Annotated in this window: 16 protein-coding genes and 1 tRNA gene; 8 read left to right on the top strand and 9 right to left on the bottom strand. The window is 70.9% G+C overall.

Translation table 11 applies throughout. The annotated features are described in order from the left end of the window. Positions 1-4 precede the first annotated feature (4 nt). From ACQBAT_RS03185 to ACQBAT_RS03165, 5 genes are all read left to right on the top strand, one after another. Positions 5-1,066, top strand: coding sequence for a 3-oxoacyl-ACP synthase III (locus ACQBAT_RS03185; protein WP_420746899.1), 1,062 nt, complete (start codon positions 5-7; stop codon positions 1,064-1,066). Positions 1,067-1,079: 13 nt separating this feature from the next. Continuing rightward, positions 1,080-3,812 carry an alpha/beta fold hydrolase gene (locus tag ACQBAT_RS03180; RefSeq protein ID WP_420746900.1) on the top strand — a complete coding sequence of 911 codons (2,733 nt, stop codon included), beginning with the start codon at positions 1,080-1,082 and terminating at the stop codon, positions 3,810-3,812. Then, on the top strand, positions 3,812-4,801 hold the full coding sequence (locus tag ACQBAT_RS03175; protein WP_420746901.1) for an NAD-dependent epimerase/dehydratase family protein: 990 nt from the start codon (positions 3,812-3,814) through the stop codon (positions 4,799-4,801). Before ACQBAT_RS03180 ends, ACQBAT_RS03175 begins: the two co-directional genes overlap by 1 nt. A 104-nt stretch (positions 4,802-4,905) precedes the next feature. Beyond that, entirely contained in the window at positions 4,906-5,739 is an 834-nt protein-coding gene (locus ACQBAT_RS03170; protein WP_420746902.1) for a hypothetical protein, read from the top strand. Positions 5,740-5,852: 113 nt separating this feature from the next. Further along, on the top strand, positions 5,853-7,076 hold the full coding sequence (locus ACQBAT_RS03165; protein WP_420746903.1) for an acetyl-CoA C-acetyltransferase: 1,224 nt from the start codon (positions 5,853-5,855) through the stop codon (positions 7,074-7,076). A gap of 130 nt (positions 7,077-7,206) precedes the next feature. On the opposite strand, the gene ACQBAT_RS03160 is transcribed toward ACQBAT_RS03165, so the two are convergent. From ACQBAT_RS03160 to ACQBAT_RS03145, 4 genes are all read right to left on the bottom strand, one after another. Further along, positions 7,207-8,163 (bottom strand): DUF808 domain-containing protein, encoded by a 957-nt coding sequence (locus ACQBAT_RS03160; RefSeq protein ID WP_420746904.1) that lies wholly within the window; start codon positions 8,161-8,163, stop codon positions 7,207-7,209. Positions 8,164-8,205: 42 nt separating this feature from the next. Continuing rightward, positions 8,206-8,499, bottom strand: coding sequence for a hypothetical protein (locus tag ACQBAT_RS03155; protein ID WP_420746905.1), 294 nt, complete (start codon positions 8,497-8,499; stop codon positions 8,206-8,208). Continuing rightward, positions 8,499-9,380 (bottom strand): Bax inhibitor-1/YccA family membrane protein, encoded by an 882-nt coding sequence (locus ACQBAT_RS03150; RefSeq protein WP_420746906.1) that lies wholly within the window; start codon positions 9,378-9,380, stop codon positions 8,499-8,501. Before ACQBAT_RS03150 ends, ACQBAT_RS03155 begins: the two co-directional genes overlap by 1 nt. A 174-nt stretch (positions 9,381-9,554) precedes the next feature. Next, positions 9,555-10,154, bottom strand: a complete 600-nt coding sequence (locus ACQBAT_RS03145; RefSeq protein ID WP_420746907.1) for an N-formylglutamate amidohydrolase — start codon at positions 10,152-10,154, stop codon at positions 9,555-9,557. Positions 10,155-10,289: 135 nt separating this feature from the next. Between ACQBAT_RS03145 and ACQBAT_RS03140 the strand changes: the two genes are divergently transcribed. The 3 genes from ACQBAT_RS03140 (at position 10,290) to ACQBAT_RS03130 (ending at position 13,830) form a co-directional block, all read left to right on the top strand. Continuing rightward, positions 10,290-12,815 (top strand): M14 family zinc carboxypeptidase, encoded by a 2,526-nt coding sequence (locus ACQBAT_RS03140; protein ID WP_420746908.1) that lies wholly within the window; start codon positions 10,290-10,292, stop codon positions 12,813-12,815. Positions 12,816-12,827: 12 nt separating this feature from the next. After that, positions 12,828-13,640, top strand: a complete 813-nt coding sequence (locus ACQBAT_RS03135) for a uracil-DNA glycosylase (protein ID WP_420746975.1) — start codon at positions 12,828-12,830, stop codon at positions 13,638-13,640. Positions 13,641-13,756: 116 nt separating this feature from the next. After that, a tRNA-Leu gene (locus ACQBAT_RS03130) sits at positions 13,757-13,830 on the top strand. Between the two features lie 70 nt (positions 13,831-13,900). On the opposite strand, the gene ACQBAT_RS03125 is transcribed toward ACQBAT_RS03130, so the two are convergent. From ACQBAT_RS03125 to eno, 5 genes are all read right to left on the bottom strand, one after another. After that, a complete protein-coding gene (locus ACQBAT_RS03125) occupies positions 13,901-14,929 on the bottom strand; it encodes an arsenic resistance protein (RefSeq protein ID WP_420746909.1) in 1,029 nt (342 codons plus the stop codon). After that, the gene (locus tag ACQBAT_RS03120) at positions 14,926-15,876 is read right to left on the bottom strand and encodes an exopolyphosphatase (RefSeq protein ID WP_420746910.1); all 951 of its coding nucleotides are present in this window, start codon (positions 15,874-15,876) and stop codon (positions 14,926-14,928) included. Before ACQBAT_RS03120 ends, ACQBAT_RS03125 begins: the two co-directional genes overlap by 4 nt. Then, a complete protein-coding gene (locus tag ACQBAT_RS03115) occupies positions 15,873-16,550 on the bottom strand; it encodes a DUF501 domain-containing protein (protein WP_420746911.1) in 678 nt (225 codons plus the stop codon). The genes ACQBAT_RS03120 and ACQBAT_RS03115 overlap by 4 nt, the downstream gene beginning before the upstream one ends. After that, positions 16,547-17,050, bottom strand: a complete 504-nt coding sequence (locus ACQBAT_RS03110; protein ID WP_420746912.1) for an FtsB family cell division protein — start codon at positions 17,048-17,050, stop codon at positions 16,547-16,549. The genes ACQBAT_RS03115 and ACQBAT_RS03110 overlap by 4 nt, the downstream gene beginning before the upstream one ends. A 133-nt stretch (positions 17,051-17,183) precedes the next feature. After that, positions 17,184-18,464 carry a phosphopyruvate hydratase gene (eno, locus tag ACQBAT_RS03105; protein ID WP_420746913.1) on the bottom strand — a complete coding sequence of 427 codons (1,281 nt, stop codon included), beginning with the start codon at positions 18,462-18,464 and terminating at the stop codon, positions 17,184-17,186. Positions 18,465-18,523 lie beyond the last annotated feature (59 nt).

The raw sequence follows: 18,523 nt of genomic DNA, 5'->3' as shown, positions 1-18,523 counted from the left end.
TCGAATGAACCGTTACGTCCCGATCCGTGAGGTATCCGCACTCGTGAAGCGCAACGCCACCTTCCACACCAAGGACACCGCCGTGCTGTCCGTCACCGCCGTCGACGCACCGGTGGTGCGCACCTCGGAGGAGTTCGACGAGATCATCGGCGACTCCTACACCCGCAACGGCCTGCGCCCGGGGATGCTGGCCTCCCTCGCCGGCATCCAGGAGCGGCGCTGGTGGGAGGAAGGTGTCGACTTCGTCGACGGCGCCATCGAGGCCGGCCGCGCCGCTCTCGAGCAGGCCGGGGTCGCCCCCGACCAGATCGGGCTGCTGATCAACACCTCGGTGAGCCGCACCAACCTCGAGCCCTCGATCGCGGTGCGGGTGCACCATGAGCTGGGCCTGCCCACCAGCTGCCTGAACTTCGACCTGACCAACGCCTGCCTCGGCTTCGTCAACGGGATGCAACTGGCCGCGACGATGATCGACGCCGGCCAGATCGACTACGCCCTGGTCGTCGACGGCGAGGGCTCCCGCGAGCCGCAGGAGCGCACGCTGGCCCGCCTGTCCTCCGAGGACGCGACCGCCGAGGACATCCTGAGCCAGTTCGCCACCCTGACCCTGGGCTCCGGCGCCGCGGCCATGGTGCTGGGCCGTGCGTCCACCCACCCCGAGGGCCACCGCATCGTCGGTGGCGCCACCCGGGCTGCCACCGAGCACCACCTGCTGTGCGTCGGCGACTTCGAGAAGATGAAGACCGACACCCAGGGGCTGCTGGTGGCCGGGATGGACCTGGCCGGCTCGCTGTGGAAGGACGCGGCCGAGGACTTCGACTGGTCGGACATGGATCGCTACATCGTCCACCAGGTCTCCAAGGTGCACACCTCCCGCACCGCGGAGGCGCTCGGCATCGACGCGGCCAAGATCCCGCTGACCTTCCCCACCTTCGGCAACGTCGGCCCCGCGGCCGTCGCGATCACGCTGGCCAAGGAGGCCCCCACCCTCTCGCGCGGCGACCGTGTGCTGATGATGGGCATCGGATCCGGGCTGAACATGACGTGCCTGGAGCTGATCTGGTGACATGGGTGGCGTGATGCCCTCCACCGACCGCAGCATGACCGGCGACCAGCGCATCGCCGCCGCCGACACCCACGACCCCGTGGGCCTTCCCGTCTCCGGCGTCCCCGGCCTGGACCCCACCGCCTCGCGCGTCGTGACGGCCCCGGACGCGAGCGGCCACCGCCGCAGCTGGCACGTCCTGGACACCGGCCCGCTCCTGGCCGAGCGCGGGGAGGACGTCGCGGCCACCCTGCTGTGCGTGCACGGCAACCCCACCTGGTCCTACCTGTGGCGACGGGTGGTGGATCAGGCTCCCGCCGGCTGGCGGGTGATCGCCGTCGACCAGCTGGGCATGGGCTTCTCCGAGCGCGCCGGCGGACCTCGCGATCTCGCCACCCGGATCGAGGATCTCGCCCGGCTCACCCGCGAGCTGGACGTGCAGGGCCCCACCTACATCCTGGCCCACGACTGGGGCGGTCCCGTCTCGCTCGGCTGGGCGTTGCAGCACCGCGCGCAGCTCGCCGGCGTCGTCCTCACCAACACGGCGGTCCACCAGCCCGCCGAGCAGCCCTCTCCCTCGCTCATCCGGCTTGCGCGCTCGCCCCACCTGCTGGACCGGGTATGCCGTGACACCCCGTTGTTCGTCTCCGGCACCACCGCTTTGTCGCTGCCGGGCATCTCCCGGGAGACCCGCAAGGGCTTCGCGGCCCCCTACCGCACTGCGGGGCGACGCGCGGCGGTGGCGGCTTTCGTCCAGGACGTCCCGTTCGAGCCCGACCACCCGAGCCGCCCGACGCTCGACCATGTCGCCGACGGGGTGCGCGGCCTGACCGACGTCCCCGCCCTGTTCGTCTGGGGGACCCGGGACCCGGTCTTCGGCCAGCGCTACCTGGAGGATCTGCTGCGCCGGATGCCCCACGCCGATGCCCAGCGCTATCCGGACGCCTCCCACCTGGTCCTGGAGGACCGGCCCGCGGGCGTGGAGGTGATCTGGCGCTGGCTGGGCCAGCAGCTCGCCTCCCGGTCCTGCAGCGAGCCTGGCGAGTCGACCGATGGCTCAGCCGACGATCACGCCGACGTCCCCCGCGTCGACATCGAGGTGGACACCAGCGACCCCGAGCGCACCGCCGTCGTGGAGCTCGCGGGTGATTCTGAGCCCCGCACCATCACCTTCGGGGCCCTCGCCGAGCGGGTCGATGCCGTCGCCCGCGGACTCGCTCTGCGCGGCGTCCGTCCGGGCGACCGCGTCGCCGTCATGGTGCCTCCCGGCATCGAACTCACCACGCTGGTCTATGCCCTGTGGCGGCTGGGCGCCGTGGTCGTGATCGCTGACGCCGGGCTGGGGTTGCGCCGTCTCGGCGCCGCGCTGCGCTCTGCGGGCCCCCGCCACATCATCGGCATCCGCTCCGCCCTCGTGCTCGCGGCCGCCTCCCGGATCCGGGCGCCCCGCATCCGCGTCGAGACCGGCGGCACCGAGCTGGACGCGCTGGCTGTCCTGGGCCGCGGGCTGCACGGCGACCACCTCGGATCCACCTCGTCCCAGGCCGCTGGCTCAGGGTCGAAGGAGGCCGCGGTCCTGTTCACCTCGGGCGCGACGGGTTCCCCCAAGGGCGTGGTCTATACCCGCGACCAGCTCGGCGCCCAGGTAGCGCTGCTGCGGGACACCTTCGACCTCACCCCTGGTGAGTCCCTCGTCGCAGCCTTCGCGCCCTTCGCGCTCTACGGTCCCGCGCTCGGCCTGACCAGCGCCGTGCCGGACATGGACGTCACCGCCCCGGACACCCTGACCGCGTCCGCGCTCGCCGATGCTGTGGGCGCGGTCGGCGCCACCGCGGTTTTCGCGTCCCCGGCCGCGCTGCGCAATGTCGTCGCCACCGCCGATGATCTGGACGCCACGCGGCGCCAGGTCCTCTCCGGCCCCTGTCTGCTGCTGTCCGCCGGCGCCCCCGTCCCGGTCGCCCTGCTCCACCAGGTGCGCGGGCTGCTCACCTCCGCCGAGACCCAGACGCCCTACGGCATGACCGAGGTCCTCCCCCTCGCCACACACGACCCCACCGTGCTCGCCGCGGAGATCGCGGACGGGTCCGCCTCCCCCCACGCAGGGGTCTGCGTCGGCCACCCGGTGCGCGGAGTCGAGGTGGGGATCGCCGAACTGGACGCACACGGCATACCGGGGCAGGAGTTGGTCACCACCCCCGGAGTGGTCGGGGAGATCGTGGTGCGCGGGCCGCACGTCAAGGAGCGCTACGACCGGCTGTGGTCCACGCAGGACGAGAGCGACCGCCCCGTGGGCTGGCACCGTACCGGCGACGTCGGCCACCTCGACGAGTCCGGGCGACTGTGGGTCGAGGGGCGGCTGGCGCACGTGGTGACCACCGCCGAGGGGCCCGTGACCCCGTATGCCGTGGAGGACCGGCTGCGCACCGTGCCCGGTGTGGAGGATGTCGCCGTAGTCGGCGTCGGGCCCGAGGCGACCCAGCAGGTCGCCGCCATCATCGTGCCCACCGAACGCCTCGGCCGAATCGCCCGGGTCACCGGAGCGCCGCGCGGTGGCGACGTGCTCGCCGACCCGGAACTGGCCGCCGGAGTGCGGGCCGCGGCCTTCCCGGTGCCGGTGTCGGCAGTGCTCCTGCGCGACTGGTTGCCGGTGGACGTGCGGCACGCGAGCAAGGTCGACCGGGGCGCGTTGAGCGACTGGGCGCACACGGTCCTGCACGGGGAGAAGGTGTCCGGCGGATCGTCGGCACCCCGACGGAGGAGCCGCTGATGGCGCGCAAGGTGCTGGTCACCGGAGCCAGCGGGATGCTCGGCGGCAAGGTCGCCGATCTGCTCGCCGAGCGGGGCGAGGACGTGACCGTGATGCAGCGGCGCACGGCGGGCGGTCGGCATCGAGAGATGTTGGGGGACATCAGATCTCGGGCCGATGTGCAGCGTGCCGTTGACGGGCAGGACGCGGTGCTGCACCTGGCCGCGAAGGTCGACGTGGTGGGGGCGTGGAAGGACTTCGTGGACACCAATGTCCGCGGGACCAGTTATGTCGTGGATGCGCTGCGCGCTCAGGGCGGTGGAGACCTCGTGCAGGTGTCCTCGCCGTCCGTGGCGCATACGGGCAGTTCGCTCGCGGGTGCGGGGGCCGCTGCCGCGACGCCGATGCGCGCGCGAGGGCACTATGCCCGGACGAAGGCGGCGGCCGAGCTGTGGGCGCTGGGTGCGGACAAGGATGCGCTGCGGGTCACCGCGGTGCGGCCGCACCTGGTCTGGGGACCGGGCGACACGCAGCTGGTCGGGCGGATCGCCGATCGTGCCCGCCAGGGGCGGCTGGCGCTCGTCGGTCGCGGAACGGCCCTCGTGGACACCACCTACGTTGACAACGCCGCGTCCGCGATCGTGGCGGCCCTGGACCACATCGAGCGGGCACGCGGTGAGGCGTTCGTGGTCACCAATGGTGAGCCCCGGCCGATCGGCGAGCTCGTGGCCGACATCTGCCGTGCTGTGGGCGCTCCCCCGCCGAGGCTGCGGGTGCCCTTCCCTCTGGCCTGGGGGTTGGGCGCCGCGGTGGAGGGAGCGGTGGCGCTCAGTGAGCGACTCCCCCGGGTCCCGGCGATCACGCAGCCGCCGCTGACCAGATTCCTGGCGGAGCAACTGAGCACCGCGCACTGGTTCGACCAGCGGCGCACCCAGGACGTGCTGGGCTGGCAGCCGGAGGTCGGGCTGGACGAGGGTCTGGCACGGTTGGCCGCGCACGAGCGCGCCTGAACTGCAGTCGCCATTCTACCGGGGCGGTGCGCCCTCAGGGAAGGCTTCTGCGCGGCCAGCGCAAAGGCGGTTTCACGGCGTTGTCGCAGGTCATCATGGTGGCTATGACAGTGCGTCCCACGCTCCACTCAGATCTCGACGACTCCTCCCCCGCCTGGCTGGTCCCTGCTGCAGACCTCGAGCAGGGTGTCAGCCTCGTGGAGGAGGTGGACGGTCGAGTCGTGGCCGCTGGCGTCCGACGCTTCACCCGGACGGGAGCGAGCCGGGATGGTGTCGAGCTGCACTGTCACGACGGGCACGGGTCGATCCTGCTCCGACAGCTTGCTGATGCTGCGGAGAGTCCGGTCCTGGTCCGGGTCATCCCTGGCACCCCGATGGAGGTCGCGGCGACCGAGGCGGGCGGTCGGGTGGTGCAGAGCGTCCCGGCGGCATACGTCGACACCAGTCATCCGGACGTCCGGGAGTGGGCTGACCGTCATGCGTCCCTCGATGGTGGGGTGGTGACGTCAGGAGAGGACCTCACCCTGGATGAGCTGGTGGACCTCTGGATGGCGCCCTATCTGCGGATGCACGAGGGGTGGGCACCGACCGAGGACGTCGCTGCCACCCGCGCATCCTTCCGAAGGCGTTTCGCAGAGGCGCTGGACACCGGGAGGACATCGATCGCCCGGGTGGACGGCGCCCCGCTGGCCGCCGTCTTTGTCGTCGGCCCGTTCGACGGGATCCTGATGCCGATCCTGATCGAGGTCGAGCCCGACCACCCGATGGCCGAATCCGCCGCTCGGGCCGCGGTCGCTCGTGCGTTGGCCAGCGCGGATCCGCATCCCGTGGAATTCGACGGCCACGCCGACGAGCCCACCTACCTGCGGATCCTCCTGGACATCCCGCAGCGCTCCAGCGGGGCCCTCACCCCCGTGGACCTCATCGAGCTCGACTGATTGCCGGCCCCCGCCATTGACCGAGGGTTGGACCACGTCCCCGGGCGGGAAGGTGAGGGGGCTGCGCGCCTAGACTCACGGCATACCGGAAATTGTCGTCAAGGAGGACCACCATGCCCGAGGCCGTCATCGTCGCCGCCGCCCGTACCCCGATCGGGCGAGCCTTCAAGGGCTCGCTGATCAGCGCCCGGCCGGATGACCTCGCCGCGGGCGTCATCCGCGCCGCGCTCGACCAGGTGCCCGCGCTGGACCCGACCACGATCGATGACCTGTACCTGGGCTGCGCCGAGCCCTGGGGCGAGCACGGCTTCAACATAGCGCGCGTGGTGAGCGTGCTGCTCGGGCTGGACGGGGTGCCCGGGGCGACGATCAACCGGTTCTGCGCGTCCTCGGTGCAGACGACCCGGCAGGCCTTCCACGCGATCCGCGCCGGCGAGGGCGAGGTCTTCGTGAGCGCGGGCGTCGAGTGTGTGTCCCGGTATGCCGATTTCGCCGGCGCGGGCGGGGGCAAGGAGTCCTGGCGCAACCCGCTCTTCGCCGATGCGGTCGCGCGCAGCGAGGAGGTCGCCAGGACCAACCGCACCTGGACCGACCCGCGCGAGGAAGGCGCGCTGCCTGATGTCTACCTGGCCATGGGGCAGACGGCCGAGAACGTGGCGACGGCCTACGGGATCTCGCGCGAGCGGCAGGATGAGTGGGGCGTCACCAGCCAGAATCGTGCCGAGGCGGCGATCGGGGCCGGGGTCTTCGAGCGCGAGATCGCGCCGGTGACGCTGGCTGACGGGACCGTCGTGAGCAAGGACGACGGCCCGCGCGCCGGGGTGACCCTGGAGAAGGTGTCGACGCTGCAGCCGGTCTTCCGCGAGGACGGCACCGTGACGGCAGGCAACTGCTGCCCGCTCAACGACGGTGCTGCCGCGCTGGTGGTGATGAGCGATATGAAGGCCAAGGAGCTGGGGCTGACGCCGCTCGCGCGCGTGGTCTCGACCGGTGTCTCGGCGCTGTCGCCGGAGATCATGGGGCTGGGTCCGGTGGAGGCCTCGAAGCAGGCGCTGGAGCGGGCCGGGATGTCGATCTCGGACATGGACCTGTATGAGATCAATGAGGCGTTTGCGGTGCAGGTGCTGGGGTCGGCCGATGAGCTCGGGATGGACTACGACAAGCTCAACGTGCACGGTGGCGCGATCGCACTGGGGCATCCGTTCGGGTCCACCGGTGCGCGGATCTCCACGACCCTGATCAACGCCCTGCAGACGCACGACAAGCAGTTCGGGCTGGAGACCATGTGCGTCGGTGGTGGTCAGGGCATGGCGATCATCCTGGAGCGCCTGAGCTGAACGGGGCCGGGCGCGCGTCCGGTGGGGGTTCTGAGCGACACGGCGCGCGTCCGGTGGGCGTCTGGGGCCACACCGCGCGCGTCCGGTGGGCGCCTGGGGCGACACCGCGCGCGTCCGGTGGGATGGGGGGTCAGAGGTGGGCGGGGGTGCTGCCGCGGAGGCGCTTGATGAGCGCGACGATGCCGACGACCACGATGCCGACGAGCAGGCCGAGGACGGCTGAGAAGAAGGTGTTGGTGAGCCACCGCGCCACGTCGGAGATGGCCGTCAGCGCGCCGGCGACAACCTCCTCGGCGTGGTGCACGAACTCATAGATCGGGTGGAAGCCCAGTTCGTCGATCCCGACGAGCAGGATGTGACCGCCGACCCACAGCATGGCGATGACGCCGACGACCGAGAGCACCCGCAGCACGATCGGCATCGCCTTGACGAGGCCGGCCCCCAGCTTCTGGGCGGCCTCGGACTCGCGGGCGGCCAGGCTCATCCCGATGTCGTCCATCTTCACGATCAAGGCGACCGCGCCATAGACGAGGAGGGTGATGCCGATACCCACGACCGCCAGGATGATCGCGCGCGAGACGAAAGTCTCGGCGGCCACCTCGTTGAGGGCGATCACCATGATCTCGGCGGAGAGGATGAAATCGGTGCGGATCGCACCAGAGACCATCTGGTCCTCGTGCTCCTGGCTGCGCTCGATCGCGGGCAGCGGTTCCTGTGCCGCGTGCTCCCCGATCCCGAACCACTCGAGCATCTTGTGCGCGCCCTCATAGGACAGATAGATCCCACCCACCATCAGGATCGGGGTCAACGCCCAGGGGGCGAACTGACTCAGCAACAACGCCGCCGGGAGGATGAAGAGCAACTTGTTGCGCAGCGAGCCGATCGCGATCTTCTTGATGATCGGCAGCTCACGGCTGGGGTCGAAGCCGGTGACATAGCGCGGCGTGACCGCCGCGTCGTCGACCACCACACCAGCCGCCTTCATGCTGGCGCGACCCGCGGCCGCGGTCACGTCATCGACGGAGGCTGCCGCCAGTCGCGCGATCGCCGCGATGTCATCCAGAAGTGCTGCCAAACCACCGGCCATGATGCCGACCCCCAAGGGTGAGAGGAGCGAAACGAGCCAATGTTAGGGCAAGGATCGCCGCAATGCGGTCAGAATGCTCCCCAGCTCCTCCAGGTCGAGCCCGACCGCCCGCCAGTCGTGCACCATCACCCGCAACTGGTCCATCAGCACGGCGGGGCCAAGGTCGGGGACGGTGAGCTGCGGCATACCGGACTCGGCGGCGACCGCGTCGGCGAGCTGCTGCACCACGGCCGCAACCCCTGCTACAGCAGGAAGCGCGCGGTCCAGCGGCAGCTGCTGCCACCGCCGGACCACGCGCTCCAGCTCGGTCCCGACGTGCTCGTCGGGAGCGGTCATCAGTTGCGCTGCAGGATCGAGAACAGACGCAGGAACTCGATGTAGAGCCACACCAGGCTGGCGACCAGCCCGTGGCCCAGCAGCCAGGAGTACTTCTCCGGGGCGCCGCCGCGCACCGCGCGGTCGATCGAGTCGAAGTCCACAGCCAGGCTGTAGGAGGCCAGGCCGACACCGAACAGCGAGATCACGATGCCGAGCGGGCCGCCGTAGACGCCCCAGCCGTCACCGAAGCCGAGGAAGCCGGCGCCGAGGTTGATGAGCAGGAAGACGAGGTAGCCCATCGCCATCATCCCGAAGATGCGCCGGGACTTGCTGCTGACCTTGATGAAGCCGGCCTTCCAGCCGATGAACATGCCCGCGAAGGTGGCCATCGTGGCCACGACCGCGGTGGTGACGACGCCCGGGTAGGCGGCGTTGAAGGTGACGCTGACCGCGCCGAGGAACAGGCCCTGGAGCACGGCGTGCACCAGGATCAGCGGCACGTTGACGCTCTTGCTGAAGCCGATCGCAAAGCTCAGCCCGAGCGAGCCGAACATGCCGAGCAGCCACACCGGCATTGCGATCTGCGGCTGGGCGCCGACGAAGAACCACGTGGCGCCGGTGACGGCGAGCACGATGGCGAAGAGCATCAGCGCCTTGACGACGACGTCGTCGAGGGTGACGCGACCGGTCTGCGCCGGGCCCGCGGGGGCCTGGGAGTACATGTCGCGCAGCTGCTCGTTGGACAGGGTCTCGCTCGGCCCGGGGTAGCCACCCTGGGCGGGGATCTGGGGCTGGCCCTGCGGAGGGGCTCCGTAGCCGGACGGCGCGTTGCCGAACCCGGCGTACTGCCCGCGGGCAGCCTCCTGGTCGATGCGGTTGAAGACCGGGTTGACGGCCATGGAACCTCCGATGTCGTGCGGCACGCGGGAAAAGTCCCCCCGCGTGTCAGTCTGCAGAATAAAACGAACGAGGCCGCAGAAGCATTCCGGCTCCCCGAGAGTGGCCCGATCAGGCCAGGAAAGGGCGCCCCGGGGCACGTTGACGGGAGGTCAGCGCCCGCCACCTCGGGGGCCTCAGAGGGCGGCTCGGAGGGTGGCGAGCGAGGTGTTCGGCAGCTGGCGGCCGTAGTGGGCGCGCATCGCGACCTTGTGCTCCAGGTCGCCGATCACGGCGGGCGCGAAGTCCACGTCGTAGAGCGCCTGGCAACTGCCCAGGCCACCGGGGCTGAAGACGTTGACCTCCATCAGCTTGTCGCCCACGATGTCCAGCCCGACGAGGAACATGCCGTCGGCGACCAGCTTGGGGCGCACCGAGTCGACGAGCTCGAGCATCTCGTCGGTGACCTCGACCGCCTCGGCCTTGCCGCCGGCGGACATGTTGGAGTCGCGCCACACGTCGAGGTCCCAGCAGTCCGCGGGGGTCCGGTAGACCGCGGTGTCGCGCGGGCGGTTCAGGTCGACCTCGAACCGGGAGCGGCGGGCGACCACGCGGGCGGGGGCGTCCGCGCCGATCACGTCGGTGTAGGGGTCCTCCTCGCGGCGGCGCACGTCCTCGGGCAGCACCATCGCCTCGGCCACCTCGGGGCGCAGCTCGTGCCCGTTGTGGATGGCGGTGGCCACCAGTTGGCCGGTCCAGTCACCCTCGCAGAGGGCATGCGAAGGCGCGGTACTCATGGGGACGTGTGTACCCGAACCGACGGGGCTCGGCATCTTGAGACGGGATCAGAACTTCCGCACTGTCGGACCCGGCGGCTATGGTCGGACGGGTCCGACACCACATCTGTCACACCGACCGGGAGGAGGCCCTGTATGCCGCAGCTCCAGCACCAGCGTGCGCGCCGGTCTCCCCGTGTCCGCCGGGGCACCACGATCGCGGCCCTCGGGGTGTCGGCCGCGCTGATCACCACCGGTTTCACGCTGGCGCCGACGCCGGCCGCGGCGCCCACGACCGGGCCGGTGCGCACCGCGCCCGGCTCCCCCGTGCACGAGCCCGGTTACCCACGCCAGACCCCCCTGCCTGAGCCGGCCGTCGACGAGGGTGACGCCTCGCTGCGGCTGGGGGTTGCGGCATACCATGACCTGGCTCCGCGGCTGAATGCCGCGATGGCGAGCTCGGACCGGGTCTCGGCCGAGGTGATCGGGACCAGCCAGGAGGGGCGGCAGCTGGTCCTGGTCACCCTCACTGCGCCGGAGAGCCAGGCCGAGGTGCGGCAGCAGACGATGATGCGCGACCGCCTCCGCCAGCAGCCGTCCCAGGCGGCGGGCGATCGCGGTCTGGCGCGCAAGTACAAGCTGCCGGTCTTCCTCAACGCCAACATCCACGGCAACGAGTGGGAGGGCACCGACGCCGCGCTGCGCCTCATCGAGGACTACGCGAGTTCGACCGACCCGGCCGTCGCCGACCTGCTCAAGCGCACCCGGATCTTCGTGGTCGTCTCGATGAACCCCGACGGCCGCGTGGACAACACCCGCCGCAATGCTGCCGGATTTGATCTCAACCGCGACTTCGTCACCGCCAGTCAGCCCGAGACGATCGCGGTGCGTGACGCGCTGATCCGCACCCAACCGGTGCTGATGCTGGACCTGCACGGCTATGTCAACGGGACCCTGATCGAGCCCACCACCCAGCCGCACGGCGAGAACTACGAGTGGGACCTGTTCATCAAGCACGCCTACCCCAACGCCCTGGGGATGGAGCAGGCGATCCTCGACCTTGGCTACGACAGCGCGGACGGCGTCGAGCCGCCGGAGATCCCCCTGCGCGACTGGGACGAGGGCTGGGACGGGTGGCCCCCGATCTTCACCCCGCAGTACGCCGCGCTCAACGGTGCCGTCACGCACACGATCGAGATCCCGCTGCGGGTCAACAACCGCGACTACTCGCTGCCCGAGGACGAGCTGCGCCGGCGGGCCGAGATCAACACCGACATCGCGCACGCGTCCATGGCGGCGTCGTTGGCCTATGTCGGGGAGAACCGGGCCGACCTGCTGGCCGACCAGATCGAGATCTTCCGGCGGGGGGTGACCGGTGAGCCGCAGACCCCGGCGCAGGTCGGGCTGTTCGACGTGGTGGGTCCGCAGGACATCTACACGACCGAGGTCGCGCGCGCCTACGTCATCCCGGTCGATGATGGGCAGCGTTCGCTGCCCGCCGCCGCGCGCCTCGTCGACCACCTGGTGGACAACGGCGTCGAGGTGACGCGGCTGTCGAAGGCGGCCTGGATCGGTGGCGTGAGCTACCCCGAGGGCACGTATGTCGTGGATCTGCACCAAGCGCGGCGGGCGATGGCCGCCACGCTGCTGGCCGATGGCTCAGACATCTCCGACCGGGTCGATGCGATGTATGACATCTCCGGCTGGAGCCTGGCCCTGCTGTGGGGCGCGAACGTCGTCGAGGTGCCGGCCGGGTCCGAGGTGAAGATCGTCGGAACGTCGGTCACCCAGGCCGACCCGACCGGGATGGTGGCGAGCTCGGACAGCGGGTGGGTGCTGAGCCTGCTCGACGCTGCCGATGTGCGGGTGCTGACCGCGCTGCTGGAGCAGGGTGTCGGGGTGCGCCTGCTCGAGGACGGCGATGTCTACCTGCCGGTGTCGGCGGCCGCGTTGGTCGGTGAGCTGGCCCGAGCCGAAGGGGTCACGCTGCGGGCGGCTCCGGCCGGCGTCGGCGACGGTGCTGCCGAGGTGTCCTCCCTACGCGTCGGTGTCGCCGGGACAGCAGAGGAGCGCTGGGCGTTCGGCGAGATGGGGATCGAGGTGCAGCCGGTGTCCTCGGCGGCGCTCAACGAGGGGCTGGACCTGTCCGACCTGGACGCGCTCTATGTCTCCAGCGGGCTCGCCTGGCGCGATCTGGACGAGCAGGCGCAAGCTGAGGTGCGGGCCTTCGTCGACGAGGGCGGGGGCGTGGTGGCTCGCGGGTCGGTCGGCGTGGCGGTCAACGACGCGCTCGACCTGCTTGAGGTGGAGACTGTCGCCGGGCGCTCGGACGCCAACGGCGTGGTGCGGGTGGTCAACACCGACGGCGCGATCGCCGGGGGCGCCCCGGACACCTCCTTCGTGTATTCACCACGCTGGTTCACCGAGCTCGGGGACGACGTGCAGGTGGAGCAGAGCTTTGGCGCCGTGCCGCTGGTCAGCGGGCACTGGCGCGCGGACGCGCAGGGCCGCGGTGGCCCGGGTGCGGCGGCAGGTCAGCCAGTGATGGTCAGCGGCGCGACCGAGGTCGGCTCGCGGGCTGTGCTGCTCGGGACCGAGCCCTTGTTCCGCGCGCACCCCAAGGGCGAGTACGCCACCGTGGCGCGGGCCCTGCTGTGGGCCGCGCAGGGCGAGCGCGACTGACGCGTGCGCGAGCTGCCGCACCCCCTCACCGCGCTCCCCTTCCCCAGCCCGGTCCCGCCCGGGGCGGGTTGGCCGCAGGACCCGGCCACACGGCATACGAGACGGGCGCGGAGCGCTGCAGGAGTGAGCCGGGCCGCTGCCGGCGCGAAGGACATCCCCGAGCTGGACGCGCGGGTGTCGGTCTGCTCGGCCTGCCCCCGCCTCGTCGCCTGGCGCGAACAGGTCGCGGCCGAGAAACGGGCGGCGTATGCCGACGAGCCGTACTGGGGACGTCCGGCGCCCTCGCTGGGCCCGCCCGATGCCCGGATCCTGGTCGTCGGGCTGGCCCCGGCCGCGCATGGGGCGAATCGGACCGGGCGGATCTTCACCGGCGACCGTTCCGGGGACTGGATCTATGCGGCGCTGCACCGGGCGGGCTACGCCACCCAGGCGAGCTCGGTCGCGGCCGGTGACGGACTGGAGCTGATCGATGTCCGCATCACGGCCGCGGTGCACTGCGCTCCCCCGGACAACGCGCCCACCACGCAGGAGAAGGCCACCTGCCGCCCCTGGCTGGAGCGCGAGCTGGCCCTGCTGGAGCCGCACCTGACCTCGATGCTGGCACTCGGCGGCATCGGCTGGGACGCCGCCCTGGCCGCCGCGCGCGGCGCCGGGTGGCAGGTGCCCCGCCCCAAGCCGGCCTTCGGGCACGGCGCGACCACGACGCTGATGGCACCGTCCGGTCGTGAGGTGCGCCTGTGGGGCAGTTACCACGTGAGCCAGCAGAACACCTTCACCGGGCGGCTGACGGAGTCGATGCTGGACGAGGTCATCGCCGCGTTGTAGCTGCCCAGCTGCACCGCGTCGGCAGTCATGGGATGCAGTCATGGGATCTCGACCAGCTCAACAGCACGAGCCTGATGACCGCACCGGTGCCCTCCCCACTAGGCTGGGGCGCTGCCGCCCCCGTAGCCCAATCGGCAGAGGCAGCCCACTTAAAATGGGTTCAGTGCGGGTTCGAGTCCCGCCGGGGGCACCGATAGGCAGCCATGCCCGTGGTCGTGCCCGTGTCCAACGATCCTCGTGCACGCGACGTGCACAGCTGGTCAGCCGTGCTGGACAGCCGCGTCCCGGAAGAGCACACGCGGCACGAACCACAGGTAGAAGATCATCCCGAAGAGCTCCACCAGAGACTGCATCACGACCACGATCGCGGCGACCTCCCAGCCCGCCGGCAGGGACAGCGCGAAGGGCAGCACGATGAAGGAATTGCGGGTGCCGAGGGAGAACGCCAAGGTCCGGCCGGCAGGCGCGGGCAGCGCGGCAGCAACGCTCAGCGCCTTGGCGATGACGAACGCAGCCACCAGGTAGGCCACGCCCACCCCGATCACGATCGGCAGCAGGTGAACGTTGTCGCGGACCTCACCGACGTGAGCGATCGCGACGAGCAAGATCACCACCGCCAGGAGCGGCACCGGCCACCAGCCGAGCCGCTCCACGAAGCGTTGACGCTCCGACCTGGGACCACCGCGTCCCGACCTGGGCTCATCGGGCTCATCGGGCCCATCGGGCCCATCGCGGCGAGCCCAGATGTCGGTCAGCCAGGCCAGGGCGAGCGGCACCAGCACCACGAGCAGAGCCGGCCAGATCTGGGCGGCGCCGAAGACGGTGCCGAGGTCGACCCCGGCCAGCAGCCACAGATACACCGGTAGCAGAAGCAGTTGCAGAAGCAGGCTTATGGGCGTCAGCGCGGTCGCCCGTCCCGCATCACCGCGGCCGAGCTGGGTGAAGGTGATGAACCAGTCCGTACACGGCACGAGGAGGACGAGCAGCAGCCCCAGCCGCAGCGCAGGGTCGTCCGGGACGAGCGACACCAGCCCCCAGACCACCACCGGGACCAGGACGAAGTTGCCGATCAGCGCAGCGGCCAGGAAGCGCCCGTCCCGGAAGGCGTGCGCGATCGACACCAGCGGCAGCTGGGTGAAGGTCGCATAGAGCAGGAGGGCGAGCACCGGCCAGACCAGGGCGCTGGTCCACTCCCCCAGGCCCGGTAGCAATGTGCCGACCAGCAGCCCGAGCAGCACCGCCGTGAGATACCACCAGACCTGATGGCGCTCCAGGGAGTCCCGGGTCATCGGGTGGCTTGAGAGAGCGCGATCCCGTCGAGGATGTCGGTCTCCGAGGCCCGCACCGTGCTCAGCCCGGCATCGTGGGCGACCCGCTGGACCACCGTGCGCCAGATCAGCGCACCGGCGCCGATGACGTCGACGCGCCCCTCGTGCATGAAGGGCAGTTCGCGCCGCCGCGAGCGCGGCATCAGCAGCAGGTCGGTGCAGGCGTCGATCACCGTGGACACGGGCAACTCGGCCCCGTGGATCCGGGAGGAGTCGTAGGCGGGCAACCCGAGCGCGTGCGCGGTCACCGTGGTCACCGACCCGGCCAGGCCCACCAGGGTGCCGACCTCCGCCAGGTCTACCTGCTGCGCCGCCGTGTCCACCGCTCGGACGATGTCCGAGAGCGCCGCCCACACCTGGTCCTCGGCCGGCGGGTCGTCGTGCAGGTGCCGCTCGGTCATCCGCACGCAGCCGATGTCCACCGAGACAGCCTGCTCGACCTCCGTCGTCCCGCGGACGAACTCGGTCGAGCCGCCACCGATGTCCACGACCAGGTATGGCACAGCTGATCCCGCGCGGCGCAGGTCACCGGTGGCGCCGGCGAAGGAGAGCTGAGCCTCCTCGCGGCCAGAGATCACCTCGGGACTCACCTCGAACTCACCGAACGCCCGCTGCACGCCGGCCACGAACTCATCGGCGTTGGAGGCATCGCGGGAGGCGGAGGTCGCCACGAACCGGACCGAGGACACCTCGGCCTCCCGACAGAGCACGGCATACCCTTCGGCGGCGGCCAGTGTGCGGTCCATGGCCGAGGGCGAGATCTGCCCAGTGGCATCAATGCCCTCGCCGAGGCGCACGATCTGCATCGTGCGGGAGAGCTCGGTCAGCGTGGAGCCGTCCTCAGCGACGTCGGCGATCAGCAGACGGATCGAGTTCGTCCCGCAGTCGACGGCTCCCACGCGGGTCATGGCTGCTGGCCCGCTTCAGTGGTGACGGCGTCGGTGTCGGCGCCGCGGTCGATATCTGCGCTCGCCACGCCCTCGGCCTTCCCGGCGTCCGGGTCGATCGGGTGGTGCCGGGGGCAGGTGTTCTGCACGGTCTCGTGCGGGTCCGCGTCGTCCTCGTCCAGCGCGCCGCAGCAGCCGTCATGCCACCACTCGGGCAGGGCGGCGAGCGCCTCCTCCCCCAGTGGCTGCACGCCCGGGCCCGCAGCGAGCGCGTGGGCGACGAGCACGTGCAGGCACTTGACGCGGTTGGGCATCCCGCCGGCGCTGATGCCGGCGATCTCCGGCACGTGCGCCAACTCCTCGCGGCGACGCAGGTAGTCATCGTGCGCCTGGGCGTAGGACCAGGCCAGCGACTCGTCGTGGCACAGCCGCTGCGACATCTCCTTCATCATCCCGCTGCCCTCCAGGGTGGAGATCGCGGACGTCAGCCGCGGGCAGGTGGCGTAGAAGCTGGTCGGGAACGGGGTGCCGTCCGGCAGTCGAGGCTCCGTGCGCACCACGGTCGGGCACCCGCAGGGGCACCGATGGGCGATGGAGACGACGGAACGGGGCTCGCGGCCCAGTTGGCGGGCGATGACCCTCAGGTCCTGCTCGGACGGGGTCTCGTCCAGGGTGGTGCGGTCGAGGTTGTTCATGGCTCCTTGGTCTCAGGGAGACCTTCGTTGGCGATCTTCACCGATTCCCAGACCTGGCCGTACCACGGGCTGGCCTCGATGACCTCGTCCGCGACCGGGGCCATTCCGGGAAGCGCTTCAGTGTAGTCCGTCCCGGTGTCATCCAGAACCGTGAAGGAGACCTCGCCCTCCTTCACAAAGCGCAGCCGCTCCCGGGCCTGCCGCTCGATGTAGGCCTCGTCCTCCCACTTGGCCAGTTCCTTCTCCAGCGCCGCGATCTCGGCCTGCTCGGCCGCGATCTGGGCACGCGCCTCGCCGATGTCAGCCCGCTGGCGCAGGTAGCCCGAGAGCACCGGAGCGAGCACCAGGGCCATCAGCACGACCAGCACCACGAGCGTGAGCAGCCGCCGCACGTGCGCGGGTGCGCGGCGGACGCTGGAGGCGGCCCGCCCCACCCCGCGCACGCCGGGGCGGCCAGCAGGGCCGCGGCGGCCGGCCGGCCGCGTGCTGCGCGAGGTCATGATGCTCCTGGGTCGGGTGGGGCGCACGGGTCTGTCGACAGCGTAGGTCGACAGCACGAAGCGATCGGTCAGCCGCGCCGGGGAGTCCCCGGACGCGGCCGACCGATCGCGTCGTCAGGTGGTGCGTCGGCGATCAGCCCGCGAAGCGCGGAAAGGCGCCGGCGCCGGCGTAGACCGCAGCGTCGTCCAGCTCCTCCTCGATGCGCAGCAGCTGGTTGTACTTGGCGACGCGCTCGGAGCGGGCCGGGGCGCCGGTCTTGATCTGGCCGCAGTTGGTGGCGACGGCCAGGTCGGCGATCGTCACATCCTCGGTCTCACCGGAGCGGTGCGACATCATGCAGCGGAAGCCGTTGGCCTGGGCCAGCGCGACCGCGTCCAGGGTCTCGGTCAGCGAACCGATCTGGTTCACCTTGACCAGCAGTGCATTGCCGGCCTTGTCATCGATGCCGCGCTGGAGCCGCTCGGGGTTGGTCACGAACAGGTCGTCGCCGACCAGCTGCACCTTGTCGCCCAGCTCGGCGGTGATCGCCACCCAGCCCTCCCAGTCGTCCTCGTTCAGCGGGTCTTCGATGGAGACGAGCGGGTAGGCGTCGACCAGCTCGGCGTAGTACTTGATCATGTCCTTGGCGGCGCGCTTCTTGCCCTCGAAGGTGTACTTGCCCTTCTCGTGGAACTCGCTGGCGGCCACGTCCAGGGCGAGCGCGATGTCGCTGCCGGGGGTGTAGCCAGCCTTTGTGATGGCCTCCATGATCAGGTCCAGCGCCTCGCGGTTGGAGCCGAGGTTGGGGGCGAAGCCGCCCTCATCGCCGAGGCCGGTCGCCAGGCCGCGCTTCTTCAGCACGTCCTTCAGCGCGTGGTAGACCTCGGTCCCCCAGCGCAGCGCCTCCCGGAAGGAGCCCGCGCCGATCGGGGCGATCATGAACTCCTGGATGTCGACATTGGAGTCGGCGTGCGAGCCACCGTTGAGGATGTTCATCATCGGCACCGGCAGCACGTGCGCGTTGGGTCCGCCGACGTAACGGAACAGCGGCAGGCCAGCGGAGTCCGCGGCGGCCTTGGCCACGGCGAGCGAGACGCCGAGGATCGCGTTGGCGCCGATCTCACCCTTGTTGTCGGTGCCGTCGGCGGCGATCATCTCGGCGTCGACGAGACGCTGCTCGGAGGCGTCGAAGCCCAGCAGGCGCGGCTCGAGGTCGTCCATCACGGCGGTGACGGCGTTCTCCACGCCCTTGCCCAGGTAGCGGCTGGTGTCGCCGTCGCGGCGCTCGACGGCCTCGAAGGCGCCGGTCGAGGCGCCGGAGGGGACGGCGGCACGGGCGACGGTGCCGTCGTCCAGACCCACCTCCACCTCCACGGTCGGGTTGCCGCGGGAGTCCAGGATCTCGCGGGCGATGATGGCGTCGATGGTGGCCATGGGCGCTCCTTCGATGGTTGACGTATGGGCTTGTCGTGCGGTTGAGGTGCGGGGTGCAG

This window comes from Ornithinimicrobium pulveris (assembly GCF_050261105.1).
Taxonomy (GTDB): Bacteria; Actinomycetota; Actinomycetes; order Actinomycetales; family Dermatophilaceae; genus Ornithinicoccus.
This window is presented reverse-complemented; position numbering and strand designations above follow the sequence as displayed.